The organism is Lapillicoccus sp., from assembly GCF_046595215.1.
Classification (GTDB): domain Bacteria; phylum Actinomycetota; class Actinomycetes; order Actinomycetales; family Dermatophilaceae; genus Lapillicoccus.
Genome location: NZ_JBKJPP010000163.1, coordinates 1 through 25,395, shown reverse-complemented (window position 1 = coordinate 25,395; position 25,395 = coordinate 1). Strand labels below are relative to the sequence as shown.

Annotated in this window: 28 protein-coding genes and 1 riboswitch; of the genes, 6 read left to right on the top strand and 22 right to left on the bottom strand. The window is 72.2% G+C overall.

The features are described from left to right. Window positions 1-40 precede the first annotated feature (40 nt). Window positions 41-742 (bottom strand): ANTAR domain-containing protein, encoded by a 702-nt coding sequence (locus tag ACLL9L_RS14515; protein ID WP_411285373.1) that lies wholly within the window; start codon window positions 740-742, stop codon window positions 41-43. Window positions 743-788: 46 nt separating this feature from the next. Here ACLL9L_RS14515 and ACLL9L_RS14510 point away from each other — a divergent pair, with 46 nt between their 5' ends. After that, the gene (locus tag ACLL9L_RS14510) at window positions 789-1,199 is read left to right on the top strand and encodes a TIGR03668 family PPOX class F420-dependent oxidoreductase (protein ID WP_411285372.1); all 411 of its coding nucleotides are present in this window, start codon (window positions 789-791) and stop codon (window positions 1,197-1,199) included. Between the two features lie 61 nt (window positions 1,200-1,260). On the opposite strand, the gene ACLL9L_RS14505 is transcribed toward ACLL9L_RS14510, so the two are convergent. The 4 genes from ACLL9L_RS14505 to ACLL9L_RS14490 form a co-directional block, all read right to left on the bottom strand. After that, window positions 1,261-3,075, bottom strand: coding sequence for an ABC transporter ATP-binding protein (locus ACLL9L_RS14505; protein ID WP_411285371.1), 1,815 nt, complete (start codon window positions 3,073-3,075; stop codon window positions 1,261-1,263). Continuing rightward, on the bottom strand, window positions 3,072-4,997 hold the full coding sequence (locus ACLL9L_RS14500) for an ABC transporter ATP-binding protein (RefSeq protein WP_411285370.1): 1,926 nt from the start codon (window positions 4,995-4,997) through the stop codon (window positions 3,072-3,074). The genes ACLL9L_RS14505 and ACLL9L_RS14500 overlap by 4 nt, the downstream gene beginning before the upstream one ends. Window positions 4,998-5,132: 135 nt before the next feature. Then, a complete protein-coding gene (locus ACLL9L_RS14495; RefSeq protein WP_411285369.1) occupies window positions 5,133-6,434 on the bottom strand; it encodes an MFS transporter in 1,302 nt (433 codons plus the stop codon). Further along, on the bottom strand, window positions 6,431-6,952 hold the full coding sequence (locus ACLL9L_RS14490; RefSeq protein WP_411285368.1) for a GNAT family N-acetyltransferase: 522 nt from the start codon (window positions 6,950-6,952) through the stop codon (window positions 6,431-6,433). The genes ACLL9L_RS14495 and ACLL9L_RS14490 overlap by 4 nt, the downstream gene beginning before the upstream one ends. 62 nt (window positions 6,953-7,014) lie before the next feature. Here ACLL9L_RS14490 and ACLL9L_RS14485 point away from each other — a divergent pair, with 62 nt between their 5' ends. Further along, window positions 7,015-7,656 carry a TIGR03085 family metal-binding protein gene (locus ACLL9L_RS14485; protein WP_411285367.1) on the top strand — a complete coding sequence of 214 codons (642 nt, stop codon included), beginning with the start codon at window positions 7,015-7,017 and terminating at the stop codon, window positions 7,654-7,656. Window positions 7,657-7,678: 22 nt separating this feature from the next. On the opposite strand, the gene hisF is transcribed toward ACLL9L_RS14485, so the two are convergent. After that, window positions 7,679-8,452 (bottom strand): imidazole glycerol phosphate synthase subunit HisF, encoded by a 774-nt coding sequence (hisF, locus tag ACLL9L_RS14480; protein WP_411285366.1) that lies wholly within the window; start codon window positions 8,450-8,452, stop codon window positions 7,679-7,681. Between the two features lie 36 nt (window positions 8,453-8,488). On the opposite strand from hisF, the gene ACLL9L_RS14475 reads away from it, so the two are divergent. From ACLL9L_RS14475 to ACLL9L_RS14465, 3 genes are read left to right on the top strand one after another with little or no spacing between them, the layout of a single operon-like run. Next, window positions 8,489-9,061, top strand: coding sequence for a hypothetical protein (locus ACLL9L_RS14475; RefSeq protein WP_411285365.1), 573 nt, complete (start codon window positions 8,489-8,491; stop codon window positions 9,059-9,061). A gap of 45 nt (window positions 9,062-9,106) precedes the next feature. After that, window positions 9,107-10,339, top strand: a complete 1,233-nt coding sequence (locus tag ACLL9L_RS14470; RefSeq protein WP_411285364.1) for a CynX/NimT family MFS transporter — start codon at window positions 9,107-9,109, stop codon at window positions 10,337-10,339. Window positions 10,340-10,373: 34 nt separating this feature from the next. Beyond that, complete coding sequence (locus tag ACLL9L_RS14465; RefSeq protein WP_411285363.1) at window positions 10,374-11,126, top strand: SGNH/GDSL hydrolase family protein; 753 nt, start codon at window positions 10,374-10,376, stop codon at window positions 11,124-11,126. Between the two features lie 21 nt (window positions 11,127-11,147). Here the strand turns inward: ACLL9L_RS14465 and ACLL9L_RS14460 are convergent, their stop codons facing one another. The 13 genes from ACLL9L_RS14460 to def all read right to left on the bottom strand — a co-directional run bounded on the left by ACLL9L_RS14460 (window position 11,148) and on the right by def (window position 21,654). Next, entirely contained in the window at window positions 11,148-11,408 is a 261-nt protein-coding gene (locus ACLL9L_RS14460; RefSeq protein ID WP_411285362.1) for a hypothetical protein, read from the bottom strand. A 287-nt stretch (window positions 11,409-11,695) separates the two neighbouring features. Continuing rightward, window positions 11,696-12,169 (bottom strand): PH domain-containing protein, encoded by a 474-nt coding sequence (locus tag ACLL9L_RS14455; RefSeq protein ID WP_411285361.1) that lies wholly within the window; start codon window positions 12,167-12,169, stop codon window positions 11,696-11,698. Window positions 12,170-12,191: 22 nt separating this feature from the next. Continuing rightward, entirely contained in the window at window positions 12,192-13,037 is an 846-nt protein-coding gene (gene hisG / locus ACLL9L_RS14450) for an ATP phosphoribosyltransferase (protein ID WP_411285360.1), read from the bottom strand. Window positions 13,038-13,070: 33 nt separating this feature from the next. Continuing rightward, window positions 13,071-13,334, bottom strand: a complete 264-nt coding sequence (locus ACLL9L_RS14445) for a phosphoribosyl-ATP diphosphatase (RefSeq protein ID WP_411285359.1) — start codon at window positions 13,332-13,334, stop codon at window positions 13,071-13,073. Between the two features lie 11 nt (window positions 13,335-13,345). Then, the gene (ribH, locus tag ACLL9L_RS14440; RefSeq protein WP_411285358.1) at window positions 13,346-13,855 is read right to left on the bottom strand and encodes a 6,7-dimethyl-8-ribityllumazine synthase; all 510 of its coding nucleotides are present in this window, start codon (window positions 13,853-13,855) and stop codon (window positions 13,346-13,348) included. Then, the gene (locus tag ACLL9L_RS14435; RefSeq protein ID WP_411285357.1) at window positions 13,852-15,111 is read right to left on the bottom strand and encodes a bifunctional 3,4-dihydroxy-2-butanone-4-phosphate synthase/GTP cyclohydrolase II; all 1,260 of its coding nucleotides are present in this window, start codon (window positions 15,109-15,111) and stop codon (window positions 13,852-13,854) included. Before ACLL9L_RS14435 ends, ribH begins: the two co-directional genes overlap by 4 nt. Further along, window positions 15,108-15,812, bottom strand: a complete 705-nt coding sequence (gene pnuC, locus ACLL9L_RS14430; RefSeq protein WP_411285356.1) for a nicotinamide riboside transporter PnuC — start codon at window positions 15,810-15,812, stop codon at window positions 15,108-15,110. The genes ACLL9L_RS14435 and pnuC overlap by 4 nt, the downstream gene beginning before the upstream one ends. Beyond that, window positions 15,809-16,504, bottom strand: a complete 696-nt coding sequence (locus ACLL9L_RS14425; protein WP_411285355.1) for a riboflavin synthase — start codon at window positions 16,502-16,504, stop codon at window positions 15,809-15,811. The genes pnuC and ACLL9L_RS14425 overlap by 4 nt, the downstream gene beginning before the upstream one ends. Further along, window positions 16,504-17,568: a bifunctional diaminohydroxyphosphoribosylaminopyrimidine deaminase/5-amino-6-(5-phosphoribosylamino)uracil reductase RibD gene (gene ribD / locus ACLL9L_RS14420; protein ID WP_411285354.1), complete on the bottom strand. Its 1,065-nt coding sequence runs from the start codon at window positions 17,566-17,568 to the stop codon at window positions 16,504-16,506. Before ribD ends, ACLL9L_RS14425 begins: the two co-directional genes overlap by 1 nt. A gap of 169 nt (window positions 17,569-17,737) precedes the next feature. Beyond that, window positions 17,738-17,868: riboswitch (FMN riboswitch) on the bottom strand. 53 nt (window positions 17,869-17,921) lie between these two features. Next, complete coding sequence (rpe, locus tag ACLL9L_RS14415) at window positions 17,922-18,608, bottom strand: ribulose-phosphate 3-epimerase (RefSeq protein ID WP_411285353.1); 687 nt, start codon at window positions 18,606-18,608, stop codon at window positions 17,922-17,924. A 13-nt stretch (window positions 18,609-18,621) separates the two neighbouring features. Beyond that, entirely contained in the window at window positions 18,622-20,145 is a 1,524-nt protein-coding gene (locus tag ACLL9L_RS14410; protein ID WP_411285352.1) for an RsmB/NOP family class I SAM-dependent RNA methyltransferase, read from the bottom strand. After that, the gene (gene fmt, locus ACLL9L_RS14405; protein WP_411285351.1) at window positions 20,138-21,109 is read right to left on the bottom strand and encodes a methionyl-tRNA formyltransferase; all 972 of its coding nucleotides are present in this window, start codon (window positions 21,107-21,109) and stop codon (window positions 20,138-20,140) included. Before fmt ends, ACLL9L_RS14410 begins: the two co-directional genes overlap by 8 nt. Beyond that, window positions 21,109-21,654, bottom strand: a complete 546-nt coding sequence (gene def / locus ACLL9L_RS14400; protein WP_411285350.1) for a peptide deformylase — start codon at window positions 21,652-21,654, stop codon at window positions 21,109-21,111. The genes fmt and def overlap by 1 nt, the downstream gene beginning before the upstream one ends. Before the next feature lie 199 nt (window positions 21,655-21,853). Between def and arfB the strand changes: the two genes are divergently transcribed. Beyond that, a complete protein-coding gene (gene arfB, locus ACLL9L_RS14395) occupies window positions 21,854-22,342 on the top strand; it encodes an alternative ribosome rescue aminoacyl-tRNA hydrolase ArfB (protein WP_411285349.1) in 489 nt (162 codons plus the stop codon). A gap of 193 nt (window positions 22,343-22,535) precedes the next feature. On the opposite strand, the gene ACLL9L_RS14390 is transcribed toward arfB, so the two are convergent. From ACLL9L_RS14390 to ACLL9L_RS14380, 3 genes are all read right to left on the bottom strand, one after another. Beyond that, window positions 22,536-22,976, bottom strand: a complete 441-nt coding sequence (locus ACLL9L_RS14390; protein WP_411285348.1) for a hypothetical protein — start codon at window positions 22,974-22,976, stop codon at window positions 22,536-22,538. Between the two features lie 35 nt (window positions 22,977-23,011). Further along, entirely contained in the window at window positions 23,012-23,416 is a 405-nt protein-coding gene (locus ACLL9L_RS14385; RefSeq protein ID WP_411285347.1) for a hypothetical protein, read from the bottom strand. Then, window positions 23,416-25,395: primosomal protein N' (locus ACLL9L_RS14380; protein WP_411285346.1), on the bottom strand; the 1,980-nt coding region annotated here is incomplete at its 5' end. The genes ACLL9L_RS14385 and ACLL9L_RS14380, both read right to left, overlap by 1 nt.

Below are 25,395 nucleotides of genomic sequence, written 5' to 3'. Positions count from 1 at the left end.
CCCCACGCGGCTCCGGCAGCCGCGCCCCTGCAGCCGGGCCTCACGACCGACGACGGTCGCGTCCACGGTGGAGGTACTCCTCGAACGTGATCCTGCCCAGAGTCCGGTCGATGATGTCCTCGACCTCACCCCGATCAATGGTCCCGCCCTTGCCCACCGAGAGTGCCGCACGGACCCGGCGCCGTTGACGATCGCCCAGCCCGACGAACAGCTCGTCGTGAGCCCCCCAGGCTGCTTCACCTGAGCTGTGCGACAGACCTCCCGCCGCCCCGCTGAACGCCGACGAGCCAACCGGGGACTCCTGGGTCGGCCGTACGGACGGCGACGCATCCATGTGGATTGCAGTGTCGGGCTGGTGCCGGTCCTCGCCCCGCTCCGACGCGTTCTCGCCCCAGCCGTTCACCAGGTCAGCGGCGACCCCGTGGACGCTGCGGTGCAGCTGCCGGCCGTGCTCCTGAAGCCGGTCCAGAGCCTGCTCGGCGGTTATCCCGTGCCGCGCCATCAACATGCCCTGAGCCTGGCCGATGGCGCTCCGGCCAGCCATCGCTTCCACGAGATGGCCTATTCGTGCGACAGGCCCCTGCTCCGTCCCCTCCCCGGTCTCCGGTCGAGAGTCTGACCCGGGCGATGTCGACCGCCTGTTCCCGCGAGGGGGACTCGGCGCCTTGGACGCCACTGTGAGGGATGCCACCGTGAGCTCGTCGGGGATCGTCAACACGGGTGGGCACGGCGTTCGAGCCATACGGGGCACCGTCAGGGCGGCAGCCGGCGCGGCATACGGTTGCAGGGTGCACCCCTGGACGATCGAACGGTTCGACGGGGCCCGCGTCGCGCGACTGTCCACCATGACCTCGGCGGGTCGCCCGCACCTCGTTCCCGTCGTCTTCGCCATGACGGCAAATGTCGTGTGGACCGCGGTGGATGCGAAGCCGAAGACCACCCGGTCGCTGCGCCGGCTCGCGAACATCGGGTCGAACCCTCGAGTGAGCCTGCTCGTCGATCACTACGAGGACGACTGGTCCCGACTGTGGTGGGTGCGAGCCGACGGAGCGGCGACGGTGGTGACGGTCGGGGGCGAGGAGGGGCACCTCGCGCTTGAGGCCTTGGCGGCGAAGTACGCGCAGTACGCGGCACAGGCGCCGGCCGGGCCGCTCATTCGCATCGCCGTGGACAGCTGGACCTCCTGGTCGGCACGGTGAGCGGCCCGCCGGCCACCCCCACGACCGGCACGACGGCCGGCACGGCCCCGAGAGAAGGTGGTCAGGCGCCGCGCTGCTGCGCGACCCACGAGGCGTGCAACCCGGCATACACGCCGCCAGCGGTGACGAGCTCGAAGTGGTGGCCGCGCTCGACCACCCGCCCGTCGTCGACGACGATCACCTCGTCGGCCGCCTGGGCGGTGGAGAGCCGGTGGGCGATGGCGATCGAGGTCCGGCCGCGGGTCAGGCCGTCGAGCGCCCGCTGGAGCCGGACCTCGGTGCTGGGGTCGACGGCGGACGTCGCCTCGTCGAGGACGAGCAGGTCCGGGTCGGCGAGGTAGGCCCGGGCGAGGGCCACGAGCTGGCGCTCCCCGGCAGACATCGACTCGCCGCGCTGGCCGACGTCGGTGGCTAGGCCCTGCGGCAGCGACGCCAGCCAGCTGTCCAGCCCGAGCTCGGTCAGGGTGAGGAGCACGTCGTCCTCGCTCGCCTCCGGCTTGCCGAAGGTGATGTTCTCCAGCAGCGAGGCGTCGAAGAGGAAACCCTCCTGGGGGACGAGGACGACCCGGCTGCGCAGGGAGGCGAACCGCACGTCACGCAGGTCGACACCGTCGATGCGCACGCTGCCGTCCGAGGGGTCCATCAGCCGGGTGAGCAGCTTGGCGAGCGTCGACTTGCCTGACCCCGTCTGCCCGACGATGGCGACCCGGCTGCGGGGCTCGATCCTGAGGGAGACGTCGTGGAGCACCGGCTCGCCGCCGGGGTAAGCGAAGCCGACGTGGTCGAAGTCGACGGTGATCGGCCCGCGGGGCAGGTCGACGCCTGCCCCGGCCGGGTCGGCGACGTCGGCCGCCGTGTCGATGATCCCGATGACTCGCCGCCAGCCGGCGACAGCGTTCTGCATCTCGTTGAGGATCTCGGTGGCCTGCTGGACCGGCGTGGTGAAAAGGTTGACGAGGAAGAGGAAGGCGAGCAGCTCACCGAGCGTGAGCGTGCCGTTCACCGCGAGCACCGTGCCGACGACGATGACCACCGCAGTCGTCAGGCCGGAGACGAGCTGGCCCGAGGTGAACGCGATGACCGCCCTGGCCTGGGCACCGATCGCGGCGCGCCGGTGGTCGTCCACGGCGACGTCGATCCGCTCGGCCGTGCGGTCCTCGACGCCGTAGGCGCGGATCGTCGCGGCACCGACGACGGCCTCGGAGATCGCGCCGAGCATGTCGCCGACCTTCTGCCGGACCTGGGTGTAGGCCCGCCCGACGATGCCCTGGAACTTGCGGATGACGAAGAACAGGGGGATGAAGCAGATCCACACGACCGCGGCGAGGATCGGGCTGTAGATGACCATCAGGACCGTCGCCAAGGTCAGCTGGGCGATGTTGACCATGAGCATCAGCCCGCCGAACTGGACGAACATCGAGATCGTGTCCACGTCGGAGGTCACCCGGGACACGAGTGACCCCCGGCGCTCGGTGTTCTGGGTCAGCATCGAGAGGTCGTGGATGTGCCGGAAGGCCTTGACCCGCAACGTCGACAGGCCGTTCTCCGAGGCCGTGAAGAGCCGGATGTTGACGAAGTAGGAGCTGACCATCGTCACGACGACGCCGCCGAGCGCGAGCAGCACGTAGCGCAGGACGACGCCCGGGTCCGGGCCACCGCGGGCGAGGATCCCCTCGTCGGTGGTGCGTTGGACCACGAAGGGGATGAGGACCCGCCCGAGCGTCGACAGAATCGCCAGGGCGACCGTTACCCCGATGCCGCGCCGGAGCTCGGGTGAGAGCTGGACCCCCCGCTTGAGCGTCTGCCACGTGCTGCGGCTCTGCCCGGACTCGATGCCGGTGTGGTCGGTGAGCACCTGGTTGCTCGACGTGCTCACCTGTCCACCGCGACCACTCGGTCCGCCGCGACCGCCGCCCGGTCCGCCGCGACGCCTCGGTCCCCCTCGACGGCGTCCGGGTCCACGTCGCCGTAGTCCTCGTCCGCGGCGACCGCGGCCCGCTCCGCAGCCTCCCGGGCGTAGGCCGTGACGAGGCGCTGGTATCCAGCGCAGCTCGCCAGCAGCTCGTCGTGGGTGCCGTGGTCGACGACCCGGCCGGCCTCGAGGTAGATGACGTCGTCGGCCAGGGCGATCGTCGCCATCCGGTAGGCGACGACGAGCACCGTCGTGCCGGAGCTCGTCTCGCGCAGGCCGCCGAGGATGGCCTGCTCGACGCTCGGGTCGACGGCCGAGGTGGCGTCGTCGAGGATGAGGAGCTGGGGCTGGCGGATCACCGCCCGCGCCAACGCGATCCGCTGCCGCTGGCCCCCGGAGAGGCTGGCTCCTCGCTCCCCCACCCGGGTGTCGAGGCCGTGCTCGAGGTGGCGCACGAAGGCCTCACCCTGGGCGACCCGGAGGGACTCCCACACCGCGTCGTCCGGGTGGTCGGCGCCGAGGGTGATGTTGCCCCGGACCGTGTCGTCGAACATGAAGGTCTGCTGGGACACCAGGGCGGCGACCTCGGACAGGCCACCGCGCCGGACGCTGCGCAGGTCGACGTCGTCGACGAGCACGACGCCCGTGTCGGGGTCGACGAGCCGCATCATGAGGTTGGTCAGCGTCGACTTGCCGGACCCGGTCGGGCCCACGAGCGCGGTGGTGCTCCCCGGGGTCACGTCGAGGCTCACGGCGTCGACCGCGGTGTTGTGCTCGATCTGGCCGTCACCGATGTCGACCGCGTAGGCGAAGGTCACGTCGTCGGCCCGCAGCCGGCTCGCGCCGCGTTGCGGCAGGGAGCTCGTCCCGTGCTCCATCGACCCACCCGCCTGGAGGACGGCGCTGACGCGGTCCCAGCCGACGACGGATCGGGGCATCTCGGCGAGGACCCAGCCGAGGGCGCGCACGGGGAAGGCCAGGATGGAGAAGAGGTAGGCGATCTGGACCACCTCTGCCGCACCGAGGTCGCCGGTGGAGACCCGCCACGTGCCGACGGCCAGGACCGCGAGCGTCCCGAACGTGGGTATCGCCTCGATGGCGGGGTCGAAGACACCCCGGGTGCGTCCGACCTCGATGTTGGCGTCCCGCAGCGAGTGGGTGACCGCCCGGAACCGGTCCGCCTCCTGGTCCTCCCGGCCGAGGCTCTTGACCACGAGCGCCGCCTCGAAGCTCTCATGCGCGACCTCGGACACCTCCGCGCGCAGCTGCTGCGCTCGGGTGACCCTGGGCGACATGGCCCGCTGGAAGGCGATGTTGGCCAGGAACAGTCCGGGGAAGACGGTCATGCCGATCAGGGCCAGGAACGGGTCGACGATGAACATCTGGACTGCGCCGAAGACGAGCATGACGACGACACCAATGGCCATCGGCAGGGGGTTGAAGACGTTCCAGGTCGCCTCGACGTCGGCGTTCGCGTTGGACAGCAGCTGCCCCGAGGGGTGCTTGTGGTGCCAGCTGAGCGGGAGGCTGAGGTACTTCCGGGTGACCCGCCGGCGGAAGGTCGCCCCGAGGTTGAAGACCGCGACCCCGGCCGCCACCCGGCGCACGACGATCCCGATGACGTTGAGGAGGACGACGCCCGCGAGCAGGAGTCCGGCGTGCCACAGCTGCCCCGGGGTCACCGACCGGGCCGCGATGGCCGGGGACACGGTGTCCTGGACGACCCTGCCGATGACCCAGGCCGTGCCGCCGGTCATCACGCCGTAGATGCAGCTGCCGACGACGGCGAGCGCGAACCACCGGGGTTCGTGCCGAATGCCGATGGCAAGGACTCCGAACCCCCGCCGCAGGCTGGCGGCGGAGGGGGTCGGGACAAGGGTGGACAACGTCGATCTCTCCCAGGCTCGGGGGGTGTGGCTGGCGGGCTCGTTGCAGCCTCTCACGACCGCACGACACCGCGACCCCACGACCCCGCAGGCCCCGCCTGACGCCCGGGCCTGCGGGCGGCCGGAGCGCGGGGCTCACGCGCTGGTGGAGCCAGCCTCCTGGGTGACGCGCAACGACGGGGCGGGCCGTTCGCGGATGGCCACGCACATTGCTGCGGCGACGACGCACAGGGCCCCCGCGGCATACCAGGCAAGGTCGTAGGTGCCGAGCTGGTCGCGCACGATCCCCGCCCCGGCCGCGGCGATCGCCGCCCCGATCTGGTGCGAGGCGAAGACCCAGCCGAAGACGATGGGGGCCCTGTCGCCGAACGCGATCCGGCACAGGGCCATTGTCGGAGGCACGGTGGCCACCCAGTCGAGGCCGTAGAAGAGGATGAACGCGAGCATGTTCACGTGCATCTGGTCGCTGAAGAGGGACGGCAGGAGGAAGAGCGAGGCGCCTCGCAGCGTGTAGTAGAGCGCGAGGAGGAAGCGCGGGTCGAACCGGTCGGTCAGCCACCCGGAGAAGATCGTGCCGAGGATGTCGAAGACCCCCACGACGGCCAACAGGGAAGCGGCGGTCGTCTGGGGCATCCCGTGGTCGTGCGCCGCCGGGATGAAGTGGGTGCCGACGAGGCCGCTGGTCGACATGCCGCACACCGCGAAGCTGCCGACCAGCAGCCAGAACACGCCGTGCCGCGAGGCATCGCGCAGGGTCGCCAGGGCGAGCACGGCGGGGTTGCGCGTCGGGCGGGGCGGCGCCGCGACGGGGGTCCCCACGGGCGCCCCGTATGCCGTGGTGCCCAGCTCGGCCGGATGGTTGTGGAAGCGCCAGAGGACCAGCGGGACGACGAGTAGGGCCGCCGTCGCGGTGGCGACCGCCGCCGACCTCCAGCCGTGGTTCTCGGCGAGCCAGGCCAGCAGCGGCAGGAAGACCAGCTGTCCGGTCGCCCCGGCGGCCGTGAGCACGCCGGTGACCAGGCCGCGCCGGGCGACGAACCAGCGTCCGGTCACCGTGGCCACCAGCGACATCGACATCGCGCCGGTGCCGAGGCCCACGAGCAGGCCCCAGGAGAGGATGAGCTGCCACGACGCGGTCATCCACACCGGGAGGAGGGCCCCGACGCTCACGAGCACGAGCGCCCCGGCGACGACGCGCCGGATGCCGAGCAGCTCCATCAGGGCCGCGGAGAACGGGGCGGCGAGCCCGAAGAGGACCAGGTTGAGCGAGACGGCGCTGCCGATGAGCCCCATCGACCAGCCGAACTCCGCGTGCAGGGGAGTGATGAGGACGCCCGGGGCGGACCGGAACCCGGCCGCTCCGATGGCGGTGAGGAACGCCACCAGGGCGACCCACCAGGCCGGGTGGATCCGGCGGGTGCTCGTCGGGACGATCATCTGTCGGACACCGTGATCCAGTAGCGGCGCTTTCCGTTCTGGACGTCCTCGAGGACCCCGCCATTGGTCTCGATGGTCCGCGCCGAGGCCACGTTGTCCTCGTCGCAGGTGACCAGGACCGGGTCGATGCTGCGGGCCCGGCACTCGTCGAGCATCAGCGCGAGCGCCCGGGTCGCGACGCCCCGACGGCGGGCGGTGGGACGCACGGCATACCCGATGTGTCCGCCCTCCTGCAGCAGGAAGTCGGTGAGCTCGTGCCGCAGCTGGATGGTGCCGACCACCTCGTCGCCCTCGGTGACCCACCGCAGCGAGGCCGCCACCCAGCCCTCGGGCAGGTCCTCCCCCCGCTCCTGCGCCGCGACCCCCGACACCCAGGCACCGAAGACCTCCGGGTCGGCGAGCTCGGCCACCGTCCAGCGGTGGACGCCGGACCCGTCGACATGACCTCCCCCGAACTCGGCGGCCATGGCCGACCAGGCCGCGTGCCATGACGGGTCAGGGCTGCGCAACTCAACCATGACCGTCACCCTAGGTCAGCCCTCCACCCGGGGTCACGGCCCGGCGATGACACGATGGGGCCATGACCCGTCATGCACAGCAGGAACGCCACGCCCTCTGCACCACCCTCCTGCAGGTCGGACCGGAGGCGCCCACCCTGTGCAGCCCATGGCTCGCCAGGGACCTCGCCGCTCACCTCGTGATCCGCGACTCGCGCCCCGACCTCTCGCTCGGGATGTTCGTGCCGCCGCTCAAGGACCGGCTCGACGGGGCGATGCGGCACAAGGCCCACGGCGACTGGGAGGGGCTCGTCGCAGAGGTCCGCCACGGTCCCCCCGCCTGGTCCCCCGCCCGGTTCGGACCTCTTGACGAGACCGTCAACACGGTGGAGTTCTTCATCCACCACGAGGACGTCCTGCGGGGGACCGCCGACACGTCGCGCCGCCACCTCGACCTCGGCCTCGAGCGGGGCCTGTGGAAGTCGCTGCGCAGCAGCAGCAAGCTGATGTTTCGTCGCAGCGAGGTCGGCGTCGTCCTCGTCGCAGAGGGCTACGGCCGGTATGCCGTGAAGGGCCCGGGCGAGCAGGGCACCGTCGTCCTGCGGGGACGCCCGGGAGAGCTGCTGCTCTTCAGCTACGGCCGCTCCAGAGCGGCGGACGTCACGCTCGAGGGACCGGACGAGGCCGTCGCCGCGATCCGGGGCACGAAGCTCGGCCTCGGCTGAGCGGCCGGGCGCGGCCGACCCGTCAGCGCACGGTGACGCCTTCGGCCCGCAGCGCGTCCTTGACCTGGCCCACGGTGAGCTCCCCGAAGTGGAAGACGCTCGCCGCGAGGACCGCATCGGCGCCGGCCGCGACGGCCGGGGGGAAGTGCTCGACGCGTCCCGCGCCGCCGCTGGCGATCAGCGGGACGTGGACGACCTGCCTGACCCGACGGATCAGCTCGAGGTCGAACCCGCCCTTGGTGCCGTCGGCGTCCATCGAGTTGAGCAGGATCTCGCCGGCGCCGAGCTCGGCTGCCCTGGCGCACCACTCGATCGCGTCAAGGTCGACGGCCGTCCGGCCGCCGTGCGTCGTCATGACGAAGTCGTCCGTCGGTCGCCCGTCGTCACCGAGGCGCCGCCGCACGTCGGCCGACAGGACGAGCACCTGGGCGCCGAAACGGTCCGAGATCTCCGCGATCAGCTCCGGCCGGGAGATCGCGGCCGTGTTGACCCCGACCTTGTCGGCGCCGGCCCGCAGCAGCCGGTCGACGTCGTCCACGGAGCGCACGCCGCCACCGACGGTGAGCGGGATGAAGACCTGCTCGGCCGTCCTCGTCACCACGTCGTAGGTCGTCTCCCGGTTGCCGCTGCTGGCGGTGACGTCGAGGAAGGTCAGCTCGTCGACGCCCTGGGCGTCGTAGACCTTCGCGAGCTCGACCGGGTCACCGGCGTCACGCAGGTTCTCGAAGTTGACCCCTTTGACGACCCGCCCGGCGTCGACGTCGAGGCAGGCGATGACCCGCGTGGCAACACTCACGGCGTCCACGCTACCCACTGCCGTAACCTGCCTCGGATGGACCCCGAGGACGTGAACGGCGCCGCTTCGTCCATCGCAGCCATCACCGCCCTCGTCGAGTCCTCCTCGCCCGCGTGCGGCCGGGTCACCGTCGTCGCCGTGGACGGGCCGAGCGGCTCGGGCAAGTCGACGATCGCCGCGGCCCTCGGCGCCCACCTCCACGCACCCGTCGTCCACGTCGACGACATCTACCCGGGATGGGACGGGCTCGCCGAAGCCGTCTTCCTGGTGACCAGCCAGGTCCTCGAGCCGCTGGCCCGCGGTGAGCACGCGGCATACCGGCGGTGGGACTGGATGCGGACCCGTTGGGGCGCAGCCGTGCCCGTGCCGCCCACCGACCTGCTCGTCCTCGAGGGCGTCGGCTCGAGCGTCCGTCCGGCCGGGGACCTCGCCGCGGTGCGGGTCTGGGTCGAGGCCGACCGCGACATCCGGTTCGCGCGGGGGATGGCGCGCGACGGAGAGACCTACCGCCCGCACTGGGAACGCTGGGCCCGACAGGAGGCCGACCTCTTCGCCGCCGACGGGACCCGCGACCGGGCGCACCTCGTCATCGACACGACCCCGGCCTGAGGTCTGCCCGGCAGCCTGAGCCACCAGGTGCCAGACTGTCCGTCGATGTCAACCCCTGCCACCGCCGACCACCCGGCTCCACCAACCCACCGCAGCCCCGAGTGGCTGCCCCCCGTCTGGGTGCTCGCGATCGCCCTCGTCGCGGTCGCCGCGAACCTGCGGCTGGCCCTGGCCGCCGTGCCCCCGCTCGTGCAGCTCATCGTCACGGACCTGCAGCTCTCCAACGCCGCCGCCGGGGTCCTCACCACCCTCCCGGTCCTGTGCATGGGGCTCTTCGCACCCGTCGCGCAGTGGTTGAGTGAGCGTTTCGGCCCTGCGCCAACGGTTTTCGCCGCAGTGGCCTGTCTCGCCCTGGGGTCCCTCACCCGACTCGCCGGCGGCAGCCTCGGGGCGCTCTACGGCGGCACCCTCCTCGCGGGCGTCGGCATCGCGGTCGCCGGCACGCTCCTGCCCCGCCTGGTCAAGACCCTCTTCCCGCCGGAGCGGGTCGGGCTGGTCACCGGCGTCTACATGCTCGCCATGATGGTGGGAGCCGCCACATCGTCGGCGGTGGCGGTGCCCCTCGTCGGACTCCTCGGGTCCTGGCAGGCGTCGCTCGCCTCCTGGTCGGTCGTCGGTTTCGTCGGGCTTGCGGCCTGGGCGCCGCTCGCGCGAGCCGGGTGGGTCAACCGCGCCGAGGCGACCAGCGGCGGTGGCCACTCGCGCCTGCCCCTCCGCAGTCGCACCGCGTGGCTCGTGGCCGGCTACCTCGTGACCCAGTCGTGGGCCTTCTACTCGTGCCTGGCATGGATCGCGCCGTCCTACGTGCAGCTCGGGTGGGACCGCACCCACGCCGGCTACCTGCTGTCGGCCTTCTCCGCGACCCAGGTCATCTCGGGCCTGCTGGCCCCGGTGCTCACCGACCGGGTCACCGACCTGCGCCTGCTGCTCCTGCCCGCCGCCGGCCTGGGCAGCGTCGGCCTGCTCGGGCTCCTGCTCGCCCCGACGGCGGCGCCGTGGGTGTGGGTGGGGGTCATCGGCCTCGGCCAGGGCGCGGCGTTCGCGCTCGCGCTGGTCCTGCTCGTGCGGTATGCCGCGACGCCGGCGGCGAGCGGGCGGCTCAGTGCCATGGGGTTCCTCGTCGGCTACGGCATCGCGTCCTTCGGGCCGGTGACGATGGGCGTCGTCCGGGACGCGACGCAGGGCTTCCATGCCGTCTGGCTCGTCCTCGTGCTGATCATGGCGGTTCAGTTCGCCGTCGTGGCCCTCCTGCGACCCGGGCTCGACACGGTCCACTGACCGGGCCGTCGTCGGCCGTTTGAGAGGATGCGGTGTGACCGCCGACTTCGACTACTCCAACATCAGCGAGCGGCCCCGTGGCCCGTTCCTGTCGGTCCTCACCCGGGTCCTGCCGGGTGTGCGCGCAGTCCAGGCGCAGGTCGAGCCGTATGCCGTGGCCTGGCAGCGCGCCAACCGCGCCGCCCTCGACGGCAGCGGCCCCGTGTGGGTCGCGATTGGTGACTCGATGACCCAGGGCATCGGCGCCACGGCGTTCGACCGCGGCTGGGTCGGTCAGCTGAGCACCCAGCTGACCGGTCGGGGCTGGGAGCACCGCGTCGTCAACCTCGGCGTCAACGGGGCGCGTGTCGGGGACGTCCTGCAGAGCCAGCTGCCCGTCCTCGAGGACCTGCTGGACCGGGGCACACCGGTCGGGCTCGTCACCGTCCTCATCGGCTCGAACGACATCGTCCTGCGTCGGCACCGGGCCGGCCTGGTCGAGCGCTTCGTCCAGCTGCTCGACCGGCTGCCCCCACGGGCGGTCGTGGCCAACCTGCCCAACCCACGCCGGGAGGCCCGCGCCATCGACAACCTGCTGCGCGAACGCGACGCGGCAGGCGACCTCGTCCTCTCCGACATGCGTCGTCACGGGCCGCCGACCTGGCGAGGACGGCTGGCGTCGGACACGTTCCATCCCAACGACGCCGGCTACACGGACATGGCTGCGGTCTTCGGCGCCGCCATGACCCGCGGCGGTCTCCCGGACATCACCGACCCCGGGGAGTCCGTCGTGACCGATCCGTCGTGAGGGACCCCTCGTGACGGGTGGTCAGCACTCGACGAGCGTGACCAGCGTCTCCGCACGGACCCCGTCGAACCTCATCGCCTCGGCAACTGCATCGGACTCCATCGCCTGCTCGAAGGTCTCCATGTCGGGGACGGTGACGATCAGCCCGACCCGGTTGGACTTCGCTGGATCGACGAAGGTCCGCATCGTGATGCCCAACGGGCCGAAGACCTCTCGCCGGATCGGTGAGGCGAGCCAGTGCTCGACGTCGTCGACCTCGTGGAAAACCATCAGCGTTGGCATGTTTGGCGTCCTCCCTGCTTCGGAGGCGGAGGGTCCGCTATCCGTCTGACCTGCCGCGTCCTGAGCCACGGCCACCGGGCTGCTCCAAGCCCTCAGGGAACCGGAGCCTAGCGGTGCTGCCACCCTCCCGACGACCTCCACGAGCGGACCAATGGGCCGTCGCCCGGACGTGTCGTCACGCCGGCGGCAGGAGCTGGTGCCGGGGTGGGAAACCTGGCCCCGTCAGGATGTCGTCAGGTTTCCCCACCCCGAGGGCTTTCCCGTGGCACGCGCGCGCTGGCCGAGCGCTAGCCCGGGTGCGGGGCCTCGCCGAGCGCCTGGACGAGTGCCTGGAGGCGGGACGCCTCCGCGGCGGAGGCGTCCCCGTCGGCCCGCTGGATGGCCATGACGGCCAGGGTGTCGGTGTCGTCGAGGTCGAGGGTGACCCACGGCGCTCCCCCGCCGTATTGCACCCGCAGGACCTGCGGCCAGGTCAGCTGCCGCGTGGTGAAGAGGTTGCGGACGAGCAGGCCCTCCCGCGTCGGGACCGCCCGGATCGTCGCGTAGCGCCAGCAGAGCGTCGCGATGGCCACCCCGATGGCCGCCACGAGGACGCGGTCCGGCGCGCTCCAGTTCGTCAGTCCGCCCTGGGCCGGCAGCAGCAGCGCCAGGCCGCAGAAGATGACGACCGAGAGGACACCCATGCTCGTCGCGACGGCACGACCCCGCCGCGACCGGAACACCCGGAAGGGGTCGTCGCTGCGGGGGTCTGAGGACGCCACGAAGGGGTGCCGGGTCGCCGGGTCAGAGCCGGCAGGCGGCGATGTCGGTGACGAGGATCGCGCGGGCGCCGAGGTCGTAGAGCTCGTCCATGACGCGGTTGGTGGTGCGGCGCGGCACCATCGAGCGAACGGCACACCACGAGTCGTCCTGAAGGGGTGAGACCGTCGGTGACTCCAGGCCCGGGGTGATCGCGCAGGCCCGCTCGACCAGGTCGGCCGGCACGTCGTAGTCCATCATCACGTAGCTGCGTGCCGTGACGACTCCGAGCAGCCGCCGCCGCAGCACCTCGAACGCCCCATCGTCGTCGTGCTGGTCGCGGCGGATCAGGACGGCCTCGCTGCGCAGGATCGGGTCGCCGAAGATCGCGAGGCCCTGGCTGCGCAGGGTCGCGCCGGTCTCGACGACGTCGGCGATGACGTCGGCCACCCCGAGGGTGATCGCGGTCTCGACAGCCCCGTCGAGACGCACGACGGACGCGGAGACGCCGTGGTCGGCGAGGTCCTTCTCGACCAGGCCCGGATAGCTCGTCGCCACCCGCTTGCCCTCGATGTCGGGGACGCTGGCAACCTCACCCGGCCGGGCGGCATACCGGAAGGTCGACCCACCAAAGCCCAGGGGCATGACCTCGGCCGCCCTGCTGCCGGAGTCGAGCAGGAGGTCTCGTCCGGTGACACCGGCGTCGACGGTGCCCGACCCGACGTAGATCGCGATGTCGCGGGGGCGCAGGTAGAAGAACTCGACGTCGTTGTCAACGTCGGTGACGATGAGCTCCTTGGAGTCACGACGGACCTTGTAGCCCGACTCACGAAGCATCTCGACGGCGGACTCGGACAGGGATCCCTTGTTGGGGACGGCAATGCGCAGCATGGTGGGCCTTCGGGTGGTGCTTACAGGTGGTGCTTACAGGTGGGCGTAGACATCGGCGAGCGTCAGTCCCTTGGCATGCATGAGCACCTGGAGGTGGTAGATCAGCTGGCTGATCTCCTCCGCGGTCCGGTCGTTGCCCTCGTACTCGGCGGCCATCCAGACCTCGGCGGCCTCCTCGACGATCTTCTTGCCGATCGTGTGGACGCCGGCGTCGAGGGCGGCGACGGTCCCGGAACCCTCCGGTCGGGTCGCCGCCTTGTCGGCCAGCTCGGCATACAGCTGCTCGAAGCTCTTCACGAGGCTCAACACTACGGGGCGTCGGCCGGTGTTCCCTCGCCCGTCCGGGGCGCGGGCACGTGGTCGCGCAGGGTGACGGCCGTCGCGACGGCCGCGGTGGCCGCCTCGTGGCCCTTGTCCTCGGCCGAGCCAGGCAGGCCGGCGCGGTCGAGGGCCTGGGCGTCGTCGTCGCAGGTGAGCACGCCGAAGCCCACCGGGACGCCGGTGCGGGCGCTGACCTCGGTGAGGCCGAGGGTGGCGGCCGAGCAGACGTAGTCGAAGTGCGGTGTCCCGCCACGGATGACGACGCCCAGAGCCACGAGCGCGTCGTATGCCGGGGCGAGCCGCGCGCACGCGACGGTCAGCTCGAACGCTCCCGGCACCCTCACCACGTCGACGGCGTCGACGTGCGCCTCGGCCAGGGCGCGCCGCGCCCCGTCGACGAGCCCGTCCATGACGACCGGGTGCCACGAGGCAGCGACGACCGCCACCCGCAGACCCCGCCCGTCGACGGCGAGCGTCGGGGCGCCGGCGCCGCTCACGCGGACTCGTCCGTGCGGGTCTCGTCGAGGATGAGGTCGTGGCCGAGCCGGTCGCGCTTCGTCCGCAGGTAGGCGGCGTTGTCCCGCTGCGGGGCCACGGTCAGCCCCTCGACGGAGTCGACGGCGATGCCGAGGGTGCGCATCGCCTCGACCTTGCGGGGGTTGTTGGTGAGGAGCCGGATGCTGCCCAGGCCGAGGTCGGCGATGATCGCCGCACCGGTGGCATAGTCCCGGGCGTCGACGGGCAGACCGAGCTCGAGCTGCGCGTCGACGGTGTCGATCCCGTTGTCCTGCAATGCATAGGCGCGGAGCTTGTTGACCAGCCCCACCCCGCGGCCCTCGTGGCCGCGCAGGTAGACGACGGCGCCGCCCTCGGCCGCGACCCGGGCGAGGGACCGGTCCAGCTGGGGTCCGCAGTCACAACGCAGGGAGCCGAAGGCGTCGCCCGTGAGGCACTCGGAGTGCAGCCGCACGAGGACCGGGCCGGGGTCCGCGCGGCGTGGGTTGACCAGCGCGATGTGCTCGGTGCCGGTGACGAGGTCCCGATAGCCGATGGCGTCGAACGTGCCGTGCCGCGTGGGGATCCGGGTCTCGGTGAGCCGTTCGACCCGGTCATGGACCTGCCGCCACGTGACGAGGGCCTCGATGGTGATGACGGGCAACCCGTGCTCGCGGCCGAGGTCCAGTACCGCGTCGCGGCGCATCATCGTGCCGTCGTCGTGGACGAGCTCGGCGATGGCCCCGACCGGCTCGAGGCCGGCCAGCCGGCACAGGTCGACGGCCGCCTCGGTGTGACCCGGGCGCTCGAGCACGCCGCCGTCCCGGGCGCGCAGCGGCAGCACGTGGCCCGGGCGCACGAGGTCGTCCGGGGTGCAGGCCCGGTCGGCGAGCAACCGGATCGTGTGGGCCCGGTCGGCGGCGCTGATCCCCGTCGTGACGCCCACTGCCGCGTCGACCGCGACGGTGTATGCCGTGCGCAACGGGTCGCGGTTGGTCGCCACCATGAGCGGCAGCTCGAGGCGGTCGGCCAGGCCGGCCGGCATGGGGGCACAGACGTAGCCCGAGGTGTGTCGGATCGTCCAGGCCATCCACGCGTCGGTCAGGCTCTGTGCGGCGAGGACGACGTCGCCCTCGTTCTCCCGGTCGGCCGCGTCGAGGACGAGGACGGGCCGGCCGGCGCGCAGGGCCGTCAGCGCGTCCTCGACGGTGTCGAAGCGCGGCGACTCGGGGGCCAGGGGGGCCACGGGGGTGGTCATGCCGCCGTCACCGACTCCGGCTCGCGGTCGGGCTGTTCGGTGCGGGAGGCCTTGAGCCAGACGGTGAAGCCGTAGATCACCAGGCCCGCGTAGACGATGTAGAGGATCGCCGACGGGTAGTAACCGGAGTGCCACAGCAGCGGGACCCCGACGATGTCGACGGCGATCCAGGCCAGCCAAAAGTCGTTCCAGCCGCGGGCCATCGCATAGGTCGCGACGATCGAGCCGACGAAGATCCACGCGTCGCACCAGAAGTACCAGCGCGGCGCCGGGAAGCCGGCGCCCACGGCCGCAAAGACCCACTGGGCCATGACGAGACCCGCGACCCAGAAGCCGACGTAGCCCATCCGCTCGCGGCTCGTGGCCCAGCGCGGGGTGATCGCCGGCTGGTGGCCATCGTGGTGGTTGAGCGCCCGGATCTGGCTCCAGCGGTACCAGCCGTAGATGCTCGTGCCGATGAAGAACACCTGCCGGGCCGCCTGCCCGAAGAGCGGCTGCTGCGAGCTGGCGAAGGCCACCCCGAAGAACACCGTGAACAGCAGCGCGTTGCCGATGATCCCCACCGGCCAGGCCCACACCCGGCGTCGGAGGCCACCGATCGCGGAGGCGAACCCGAAGAGGTTTCCGACGATCTCGCGCCAGTAGATCGCGTGACCGGCGATCGTCAGCTGGGCCTCGAAGAGTCGCTCGAGCCAGTTCATGCGGGGGACTCCTCGGTGTCATCCACTTCCCGGTGGAGGTATATCCGAGCGCTAGAGGGCTCGGATATACCTCCACCCGGAAGGGCGGGGGCGGGGGCGGGTTCTTTGGCGCCGAGCAGTCTCTCGACGTACTTCGCGAGGACGTCGACCTCCAGGTTCACGAGGTCCCCGACGCCCCGGTGGCCCAGAGTCGTCAGGGCGAGTGTCGTGGGGATGAGCGAGACCTCGAAGGTGGCGGCGTGGACGGCCGACACGGTCAACGAGACGCCGTCGACGGTGATGGAGCCCTTCTCGACGACGTAGCGGGCGAGCTGGTCGGGCAACGACAGCTCGACGACCTCCCACCGGTCCCCCGGGGTCCTGCCGACGATACGGGCCGTCCCGTCGACGTGACCCTGGACGATGTGGCCACCGAACCGGCTCGAGGCGGCCATGGCCCGCTCCAGGTTGACCCGGTCCCCCTCGTGGAGCTCTCCGAGGCTGCTGCGGCTCAGGGTCTCGGCCATGACGTCGACGCTGAAGGTCTCCGCGTCGTGGTCGACGACCGTGAGACACACGCCGTTGACGCAGATGGAGGACCCGTGGGTCGCGTCGCTGACGACGAGGGGTCCGCGCAGCCGCAGGACCGCCGACTCGGGGCCGTGCTCGAGGCCGACGACCGAGCCGAGCTCCTCGACGATGCCGGTGAACATCAGGTGGTCTCCTCGGTGGTGAAGGCGGTGGCGGCGTCGGGCACGGACCGCAGGGTCGCGCGCAGGCGCAGGTCGGACCCGACGCTCGTCAGGTCCCGGACGTCGAGGCGGAGGATGTCGTCGATGGTGGCGACCCCGAGGTCCCCGACGCTGGAGAGTCCGGCCCCGAGGAACGCCGCCGCGACGTAGGCAACGACCTCGTCGACCAGGCCGGCTCGCAGGAAGGCTGCCGCGATGGTGGGGCCACCCTCGATCAGGACGTGACGGATGTCCTTGCGCCACAACGTTTCCAGCACCGCCAGCGGGTCTCGGGTCCTCAGGTGAACGGTTGGGGCGCTGGCGTCGAGGACGCGCGCGCCCATCGGCAGCGGACGCTCTCCGACGACGACCCGCAGGGGCTGGCCGGCGCGCAGCGAGCCGTCGGGGTGGCGCACGGTGAGCGACGGGTCGTCGGCGAGGGCGGTCCCCGTCCCGACCAGGATGGCGTCACAGCGTGCTCGGAGGTCGTGGACGTCGGCGCGGCTCTCGGCGCCGGTGATCCACTGGCTGGTCCCGTCGGCGGCCGCCGAACGCCCGTCCAGGGTGGTGGCCAGCTTCCAGGTGACCATCGGCCGGCCGTGTCGGAAGGCGAAGGTCCAGGACTCGTTGAGCGCCTCGGCCTCGGCCGCCAGCACCCCGCCGAGCACCGTCACCCCCGCCGCCCGCAGCTCGCGTGCGCCGCCGCCGGCCTCGGGGTTGGGGTCGGCCTGGGCGTAGACCACTCGGGTGACGCCAGCGGCGACCAGCGCCGCGACGCAGGGCCCGGTGCGCCCCGTGTGCGAGCACGGCTCGAGCGTGACGTATGCCGTGGCTCCGGCGGCCTCGTCGCCCGCCTGCGCGAGGGCCAGCGCCTCGGCGTGAGGGGTGCCGGCGCCCTCGTGGAAGCCAGCACCGACGGTGTCTCCCGCGGTATCGACGATGACCGCACCCACGCGCGGGTTCGGATCGGCCAGGGGACCGCGGGCGGCGAGCCGCAGGGCAGCGTGCATCGGCGCGAGATCGCGCTCGGTGATCTCCTGCTGCATGCCCTCGTCCCTCCGCTCGAGCCTGGTCGGCGAGCTCCGGGATGACGGGTGCCGGGTCGGGAGGTGACGAGACGGCATACCGCAGAGCCCTTCCCGGGACGGGAAGCGCCCGGCATACGCCGAACCACACCACCGACACGATCGTCGGCGAGGCCCTTGAGGGGGCCTGGCACGTGCTGCCTTCCATCCGGACTTTCACCGTCGGTCCTGGGGTTTCACCAAGTCAACCGGCCGCTGGCTGCGGCCGGGTCGCGGACTGTCACCGCCGGTTCGGAGTTACACCGACCCCGGAGCACGTCTGATGAGTATGACACCGCAGACCGCGTGAGACACACACGGTGCCCACGTGGTGGTCACCAGGCGTTGCCGGGGACCCCCGGGGTGCGGTGAGCGTGGCGGGTGGCGAGCTCGCGCAGCTCGTCGATGGCCGCGGCGGCGTCGTCGGCCCCGTAGACCGCCGAGCCGGCGACGAAGACGTCCGCCCCGGCCTCGGCACACTGCTCGATGTTCGCTGCGCTGACGCCGCCGTCGACCTGGACCCAGACCTCGCCGCCGCGGCGCCGCGCCGACTCGCGGACGGCACGGACCTTCGCCAGCAGGCCGGCCATGAACGACTGGCCACCGAAACCGGGCTCGACAGTCATCACGAGCACCATGTCGAGATCTGGCAGGAGACCCTCGTAGGGCGCCCAGGGGGTCCGCGGCTTGAGGGCCATCCCCGCCCGGGCACCGGCGGAGCGGATCGTGCGGGCGAGTCCGCGGGGGTTGGCGGCCGCCTCGATGTGGAAGGTCACCGACTGCGCTCCCGCCTCGGCGTAGGCCGGCGCCCACTCGTCGGGGTCGTCGATCATCAGGTGGCAGTCGATGGGGATGGGGCTGACCCGCAGGAGCGCCTCGACGACCGGCAGTCCCAGGGTGAGGTTGGGGACGAAGTGGTTGTCCATGACGTCCACATGCGCCCAGTCGGCGTTGCGGATGGCCCCCAGCTCGGCCTCGAGGTTGGCGAAGTCGGCGGACAGGATGCTCGGGGAGATCTGCACGGCGAGAGCCTAGTCAGCGCTTGCGGAGTAGGGCGAAGAACATCCCGTCGGTGCCGTGCCGGTGCGGCCACAGCTGGACGAACGGTCCCTCGCCCAGGCCGGGGATCTGGCGGCCCTCGACGTCCACGAACAGGCCCCGGGCGTCAACGAGGTCGACGTCGTCGCGCTTTTTCATGACGTCGGAGACGACGAACCGGGTCTCGGCGAGGTGAGGGCTGCACGTCGCGTAGCCGATGACCCCACCGCTGCGGGTGGCGTCGATTCCGCTCGCGAGGAGGTCTCGTTGGAGCGTTGCGAGGCCGGCGACGTCGGACTGGGACCTGCGCCAGCGCGCCTCCGGGCGGCGGCGGAGCGCGCCGAGGCCCGTGCACGGCACGTCGATGAGCACCCGGTCGTAGGCGCCTGGCTCGTCCTGGCCGATCTCCCGGCCGTCGCCGGTCCGCACCACCACTTGCCCCCGGGCGCCTTTGGCGACGGCCGGGGCCAGGGTCCTGCGGATGAGCTCGGTGCGGTGGGTGCTCACCTCGTTGGCCACAAGGGACGCGCCGCTCTCGAGGGCGAGACCCGCGAGGATGCCGGCCTTGCCACCCGGACCCGCGCACAGGTCGAGCCACCGTTCAGCCTGCCCGCCCCCACCAACGCCAGCCTCTGCGACCCCTCCCGGGGCTGCAACCTCGCCCTTGTCCCCCACCGCGGCTGCGCCGAGGGCCAGGGCGACAAGCTGCGATCCCTCGTCCTGGACGGCGGCCCGTCCTTCGCGCACGGCTCGGAAGGCTCCCGGGTCGCCCTGGTCGAGGACGGCCGCGGTGCGGGCCAGCAGCGCGGGCTCGACCCCGTCGCCGAGCAGCTCCTCGACCGTCGCCAGCCCGGGGCGCGCGACGAGGGTCACCTTCGCGGGGGCGTTGTCGCTCGCGAGCAGGGCATCGAGCTCGGTGCCCACGGTCTGCGCGGTCGCCGCGCCGTGCCCGATCAGCGCGGCCCGCATCGCGCGGACGATCCACTCGGGGTGACTCGTCCGGATCGCTGCCCCCGCGAACGCGTCCATGCCCTCCGGAGCGACGACGGCCAGCCACTCGTCGCGTCCCCGCTCGGAGATCCGTCGCATGACGGCGTTGACGAACCCCGACGCCCCGACGCCGTTGACCTGTCGGGCGAGGGCGACGGTCTCGTCGACCGCCGCATGGGTGGCCACCCGCATCCCGAGCACCTGGTGCGCGCCGAGGCGCAGCGTGTCGAGGACGTTGTCGTCGATGGAGGCGACATCGCGCGCTGCCGCGCTGGCAATCACCTTGTCGTAGAACCCGTGCATCCGCGTGGCGCCGTAGACCAGCTCCGTGGTGAACCCGGCGTCCCGACCGTCGATCCCCTTGTCGCGCAGCTCCTTTGGCAGCTCGAGGTTGGCATAGGCGCCCTCCGCCACGGCGCGCATGACGGTGTAGGCCGCGAGCCTCGCCGGGTCTGTCCGCCTCGCCCGCTCGGCTGGCCGCTGCACCGACCTCGGCGGGGGTCGTCGTCGCCTGCCGGCCTGGTCAGCCATTCGTGAACCGTTCCGCTGTCTCGATGCGGACGCCGCGTGCCCAGTCGGCAGCAGCCATGGGCTTCTTTCCGTGCGGCTGCACCGTCCCGAGCCGGACCGGCCGCGAGCCGGTGCCGACGAACACGGCCTTCTTCGTCACGAGGAGCTGGCCGGACGCCAAGGAGGAGTCGGGCAGCACCTCGGCCGGGAGCTCTGTCGGGAGGTCGGCCGGCCCCACGGGCGCGACGGGGTTGACCTTGAGCCGCTCGCCGCGGAACGTGGTCCAGGCCCCCGGAGCCGGCGTGCACCCGCGCACCAGCCGGTCGACGGCACCCGCCGGCCGGGTCCAGTCGATCCGGGCGTCGTCGACACCGAGCTTGGGCGCCACCGAGATGCCTTCTGCCGGCTGCGGTTTGGCGACGAGGTCGCCGGACTCGATGCCGTCCAGCGTCGCGAGGAGCAGCCCCGCACCGCCCTTGCCAAGACGCGACAGCAGCTCTCCACTGGTGTCGGCCGCTCTGATCGTCTCGGTCATGATCCCGAACACCGGGCCGGTGTCGAGGCCCTCCTCGATGAGGAAGGTGCTCGCGCCGGTGACCTCGTCACCGGCCATGATCGCGCGCTGCACCGGAGCAGCCCCACGCCAGGCCGGCAGCAAGGAGAAGTGCAGGTTGACCCAGCCGTGGACGGGGATGTCCAGGGCGGCCCCCGGGATCAGGGCGCCGTAGGCCACGACCGGGCACACGTCAGGCGCCAGGTCCCGCAGCTGTCGCTGAAAGCCGTTGTCCTTGGGGCTCGTCGGGGTGAGGACCGGGATGCCGAGCTCCTCCGCCCGCCCCCGCACGGGCGACGCCACGAGGGAGCGCCCACGACCGGCCGGTGCGTCCGGGCGGGTGACGACGGCCACGACGTCGTGCGATGACGAGGCCAGCGCATCGAGGCTGGGGATGGCCACGGCCGGGGTCCCCGCGAGGACGAGCCGCACTAGGTGGACCGTCCGAAGGTCGCGTGGGGGCTGATCCGGACGGTGGGCGCGGCGCCGCCGGCCCACTCCGCCTCCCGGATCGCCTTCATCGCGAGCTTGCGCTGCTCGACGTCCATGCGATCGACGAAGAGGATGCCGTCGAGGTGGTCCGTCTCGTGCTGGATGCAGCGGGCGAGGATCTCGGAGCCCTCGAGCATCACGGGCTCCCCGTGCATGTCCTGCCCCTTGGCCACGACGCGCAGCGCCCGGGGGACGTCGTAGGACATCCCGGGGAAGGACAGGCACCCCTCTGGGCCGTCCTGGAGGTCCGACGAGAGGTCGAGGCTCGGGTTGATCAGGTGCCCGAGCTCGCCGTCGACGTGGTAGGTGAAGACGCGCAGACCGACACCGATCTGCGGAGCGGCCAGGCCGGCACCCGGAGCGTCCATCATCGTCTCGGTGAGGTCCGCGACGAGCTGGTGCAGCTCCCGGTCGAAGTCCGTGACGTCGAGGGCAGGGGTGAGCAGGAGCGGGTCTCCGAAGAGGCGGATGTCCTTGATCGACATGGGATGGGTCCTCAGCACGACGACGGCAGGGTGGCACGCCAGTCTAGGTGACTCTCGGTGCACGCTCTCGTCACCTCTGAGACACTGCCCGCCCTCGGGTGGTGCGTCAGGTCTGGCCGCACCAAGGATGTACGCCGACCTGTCACCACCCCTGTCGAGCACCCGTCGGCGAGATGCCTGGCGCCGGTATTCTCCCACCATGTCCCCCCTCACCTCGTCGAACCCCCAGCCCGGGAGCGACCTCATCGTCCCTGCGGGCCCGGGGCTCCGGGAGGGCATGGTCATCCCCGCCGGTGAGTTGCTCGAACGGTTCTCCCGTGCGTCCGGCCCGGGAGGCCAGGGGGTCAACACCACCGACAGCCGCGTCGAGCTGGTCTTCCGGCCCGCAACGTCGACGGCGCTCGCGGCACTGTCCCCCACCGCCCGGGACCGAGTGCTGCGCGCGCTGGCCGGCCGGTTCGTCGGCGACCAGCTCGTCCTCGTCGCCTCGGAGCACCGCTCGCAGCGCCAGAACCGCATCGCCGCCAGGCTCCGCCTCGTGCAGCTCCTGCGCGACGCCGTGGCCCCGCCACCCCCACCGCGACGGGCGACGAAGCCGACCCGGGGCTCTCACGCGCGGCGGCTCGAGACCAAGCACCAGCGCGGCCAGACCAAGGCGACCCGAGGCCGGGTCGCACCCGATGACTGAGCCGTCAACGGCCGGCACGACAGTGGCTGGTCACGGTTGAGACTGGGGCTGGTGTTGTCACCGCCGCCACCCTCCGAGGCGCGACCTGCGCAGAGGGGCGAGTTCGTGGCTGAACCGCTGGCCGAAAACGTCACCGGGGCTGAGCATGCGAGCGTCATCGAACCGTTCCGCAGCGCGCTGACAGTTGATTCGGCTAGACGGTGTGGGGTCGCTGGCCGGGCAGCGTCCGCGAAGTCTCATCTCGCTTCCGGGAAACCTGGTCGACGCTGGCGTGCACCGCCAGGGCGGCGAGCACCATCAGCGAGATGATGCTGGAGATCAGTCCGAAGACGAACGCCGTGCCGGCCGAGTTCGGCACCGCCACGAAAACGAGACACGCACCCGTCACCACACCCGGAAGCCCGAGCACGAGAAGGGGCCTCCAATGCGTCCACCAAGCCGAGCCAGCCACAGCAACGAGCAGCAGCAGCGAGAGCAGGATGCCACGCGGCACAACGGCAGCCGGGACAGCGAGGGCGTGCTCGGTCGGCTCGATGGACAAACCTTTAGCGCAGGCGTTCATCAGCAGCACCCACACGACAAACACGGCCACCACCAGTGCGGTGGTCACGCAGCGGCGAATCAACCGGTCCATCGAATTTCCCTTGGGTCGAGGTGACGCCCGACGTCTCAGTTCTTTGGAGCATGCCCAAGGTATCCTCGGGTTGGCTTCTCCACCTGCAGATCGCCGTCGCCCACCTGGAGTTCCCCACAGGCGTTGGCGATCATGCAGCGCCGCTCGGCCTCAGCAGCGCTCAGCCACCGGCTCACGGTCTTGCGGCAACCGCCCGGCTCGCCGCGCCGGTCAGCGGGATCGGCGAGACCGGCGAGACCGGCGAACGCGATCGTGGCGGTCTCGACGGCTCCGGCGAGGTCCGAGACCCATACGTGGCCGACGCGTCCCGACGTCGTTCTCCCCGCTGCCGAGCCTGCCTGCGGCCGGTCGGCGACAGCATCCCGGCGTCCACCCGCGGTGAACCCGGTCTGATGCTCAACGGCGGTGGCGTGCGTCTGGGCGACGAAGCGGACCACCATCAGACGCCACCGTCAACCGGGTCCATCCGCACGGCGACGCTGTCCTTCTCCTTGCGGGCGCTGCGACCGGCCCGCATCGCCGCCAAGGACGCCGCGAGCTGCGGTCCGCGATCAAGGGGGGCGCGCAGCAGCACCTGGACGAGCGACTCATCGGCCCGATCGCCATCAGGCCCGGCGGCACCAGCACCGCGACGCGACCCCGCGCCCGAGCGGGCGGCGCGAAAGGGCAACGGCCCGAGCCGTTCGATGCCGGGGTCGACCTCCCCGTGGGCCAGGGCCTGTTTGACTGCGGGTCGCGGGCCGATCACCTGAGCCATGGCGACCACCGGCGGCAGGGACAGCTCGGCCCGCTCGCTCAGCTCTCGCTCGGCCAGCCACGCCGGGTCCCACCGCACCAGCGCCTCGACGGCCGGCAGCGTCGTGTGCGTCGGCGCACCCGCGAGGACCACCACCCCCCCGGAGGCTGCGCCACGCGTCAGGGCCGCGGCCCCGAGCCATCGCCGCAGCGCCTCGACGGAGGCGTCGAGGGCCGGTCGGTCGAGCAGCGCCCAGGCGTCCAGCAGGAGGGTCGCGGCATACCCCCCGTCGGCCACCGGCTCCGCACCCGGGGTGGCGATGACGAGGGCCGGCTCGCTGCCGACCCGCCCGAGCACCTCTCCCGATCCGGAGGTGCGGACCGGCACGCCGGGGAAGGCGCGGCCGAGCTCCTCGGCCGTCCGCCGGGCACCGACCACCCCCGAGCGCAGGACGCGGGCGTCACACACGGGACAGGTGAAACCGTCTGGTCCGTAGGTCGCGCCGCACCACCGGCACGTCGGTGCGGCTCCGGAGCCCGCCAGCCCCATCGGGCCGTGGCATCGCGGGCACCTCGCCGGCTCACGGCACTCCTGACACGACAGGGACGGCAGGTAGCCGCGGCGGGGCACCTGCACAAGGACCGGTCCGTCCTCGAGGGCCTTCCCGGCGGTGCGCCACGCGAGCGAGGGGAGGTGGGCGCGCGCGGCCGCGCCGTCGCGCTCGACCTGCAGGTCGTCGCCCGCCACCACGACCCGGGGCGCGGCCTGACGCACGGCGGCTGGTGTCGCCTGCACCGGCGCGAGGACCCGGTCGCGGACCGCGAGCTGGACCTCGACGCTGCGGCTGAAGCCGCCACCGAGCAGGGCGGCCCCGGACCGCGCCGCCCGCAACGACAGCACCTCCCGCACGTGCGGGTACGGCGCCCTCGGCTCGGTGAGCAGGTCGTCCCCGTCGTCCCACCAGACGACGAGGCCGAGGTCGTGCACCGGCGCGAACATCGCTGCCCGCGTCCCGACGACGCACCGCACGTGACCCCGCAGCACCTTGAGCCAAGCCGTGTAGCGGGCCTGCGGACCCTGGTCGGCGCTCAGCCGCACGTGCTGTCCCTTCCCCAGCAGGGTGCCCAGCTCGGCGTCCACGCGCTCGACGTCGCGATGGTCCGGCACGACGAGCAATGCGCCACGTCCCGCCGCGAGTGCGGTGCCCGCGGCGACGGCGAGCGCTCGCGGCCAGTCGAGCTCGGGCGGCTGCCCCGGCAGGGCCAGCCACGACGCGGACGGCGCCCCACCGGCGCTCAGCCGACGCAGGAAGGACGGCCCTGCGGGGTATGCCGTCCACGGGCCGGGCTCGGGGACCGCCACCTGCGCTGGCGTGGCCTCGCCTGCCAGGGCCCTCTCCGCGGCGGCGTGCCGCTTGGGGACGGCGAGCCGCAGGACGTCACCCAGCACCCCGGCATACCGGTCCGCGACGGCTCGACACAGACCGAGGGTCTCCGGCGTGAGCACCGGCTCAGGGCTGACGACCCGGCTCAGCGGGGCCAGCCGCCCGCCGTGCGTGGGCCGGTCCCGCAGCTCGACGACGAACCCGTCGAGGTCACGCCCCGCGAAGCGGACCCGCACCCTGGCACCGGGCCCGACCGTCCCCGCCATCTCCGGAGGGACCGCGTATTCGAACACCCGGTC

Excerpts from the sequence above, each read along its gene's own strand:
- ACLL9L_RS14515 (WP_411285373.1), bottom strand. The coding sequence starts at position 742 with ATGGCTCGAACGCCGTGCCCACCCGTGTTGACGATCCCCGACGAGCTC.
- ACLL9L_RS14495 (WP_411285369.1), bottom strand. The coding sequence starts at position 6,434 with ATGATCGTCCCGACGAGCACCCGCCGGATCCACCCGGCCTGGTGGGTC.
- ACLL9L_RS14490 (WP_411285368.1), bottom strand. The coding sequence starts at position 6,952 with ATGGTTGAGTTGCGCAGCCCTGACCCGTCATGGCACGCGGCCTGGTCG.
- ACLL9L_RS14485 (WP_411285367.1), top strand. The coding sequence starts at position 7,015 with ATGACCCGTCATGCACAGCAGGAACGCCACGCCCTCTGCACCACCCTC.
- ACLL9L_RS14475 (WP_411285365.1), top strand. The coding sequence starts at position 8,489 with ATGGACCCCGAGGACGTGAACGGCGCCGCTTCGTCCATCGCAGCCATC.
- ACLL9L_RS14470 (WP_411285364.1), top strand. The coding sequence starts at position 9,107 with ATGTCAACCCCTGCCACCGCCGACCACCCGGCTCCACCAACCCACCGC.
- ACLL9L_RS14460 (WP_411285362.1), bottom strand. The coding sequence starts at position 11,408 with ATGCCAACGCTGATGGTTTTCCACGAGGTCGACGACGTCGAGCACTGG.
- hisG (WP_411285360.1), bottom strand. The coding sequence starts at position 13,037 with ATGCTGCGCATTGCCGTCCCCAACAAGGGATCCCTGTCCGAGTCCGCC.
- ACLL9L_RS14435 (WP_411285357.1), bottom strand. The coding sequence starts at position 15,111 with ATGACCACCCCCGTGGCCCCCCTGGCCCCCGAGTCGCCGCGCTTCGAC.
- pnuC (WP_411285356.1), bottom strand. The coding sequence starts at position 15,812 with ATGAACTGGCTCGAGCGACTCTTCGAGGCCCAGCTGACGATCGCCGGT.
- ACLL9L_RS14425 (WP_411285355.1), bottom strand. The coding sequence starts at position 16,504 with ATGTTCACCGGCATCGTCGAGGAGCTCGGCTCGGTCGTCGGCCTCGAG.
- ribD (WP_411285354.1), bottom strand. The coding sequence starts at position 17,568 with ATGCAGCAGGAGATCACCGAGCGCGATCTCGCGCCGATGCACGCTGCC.
- ACLL9L_RS14410 (WP_411285352.1), bottom strand. The coding sequence starts at position 20,145 with ATGGCTGACCAGGCCGGCAGGCGACGACGACCCCCGCCGAGGTCGGTG.
- def (WP_411285350.1), bottom strand. The coding sequence starts at position 21,654 with ATGTCGATCAAGGACATCCGCCTCTTCGGAGACCCGCTCCTGCTCACC.
- arfB (WP_411285349.1), top strand. The coding sequence starts at position 21,854 with ATGTCCCCCCTCACCTCGTCGAACCCCCAGCCCGGGAGCGACCTCATC.
- ACLL9L_RS14390 (WP_411285348.1), bottom strand. The coding sequence starts at position 22,976 with ATGGACCGGTTGATTCGCCGCTGCGTGACCACCGCACTGGTGGTGGCC.
- ACLL9L_RS14385 (WP_411285347.1), bottom strand. The coding sequence starts at position 23,416 with ATGGTGGTCCGCTTCGTCGCCCAGACGCACGCCACCGCCGTTGAGCAT.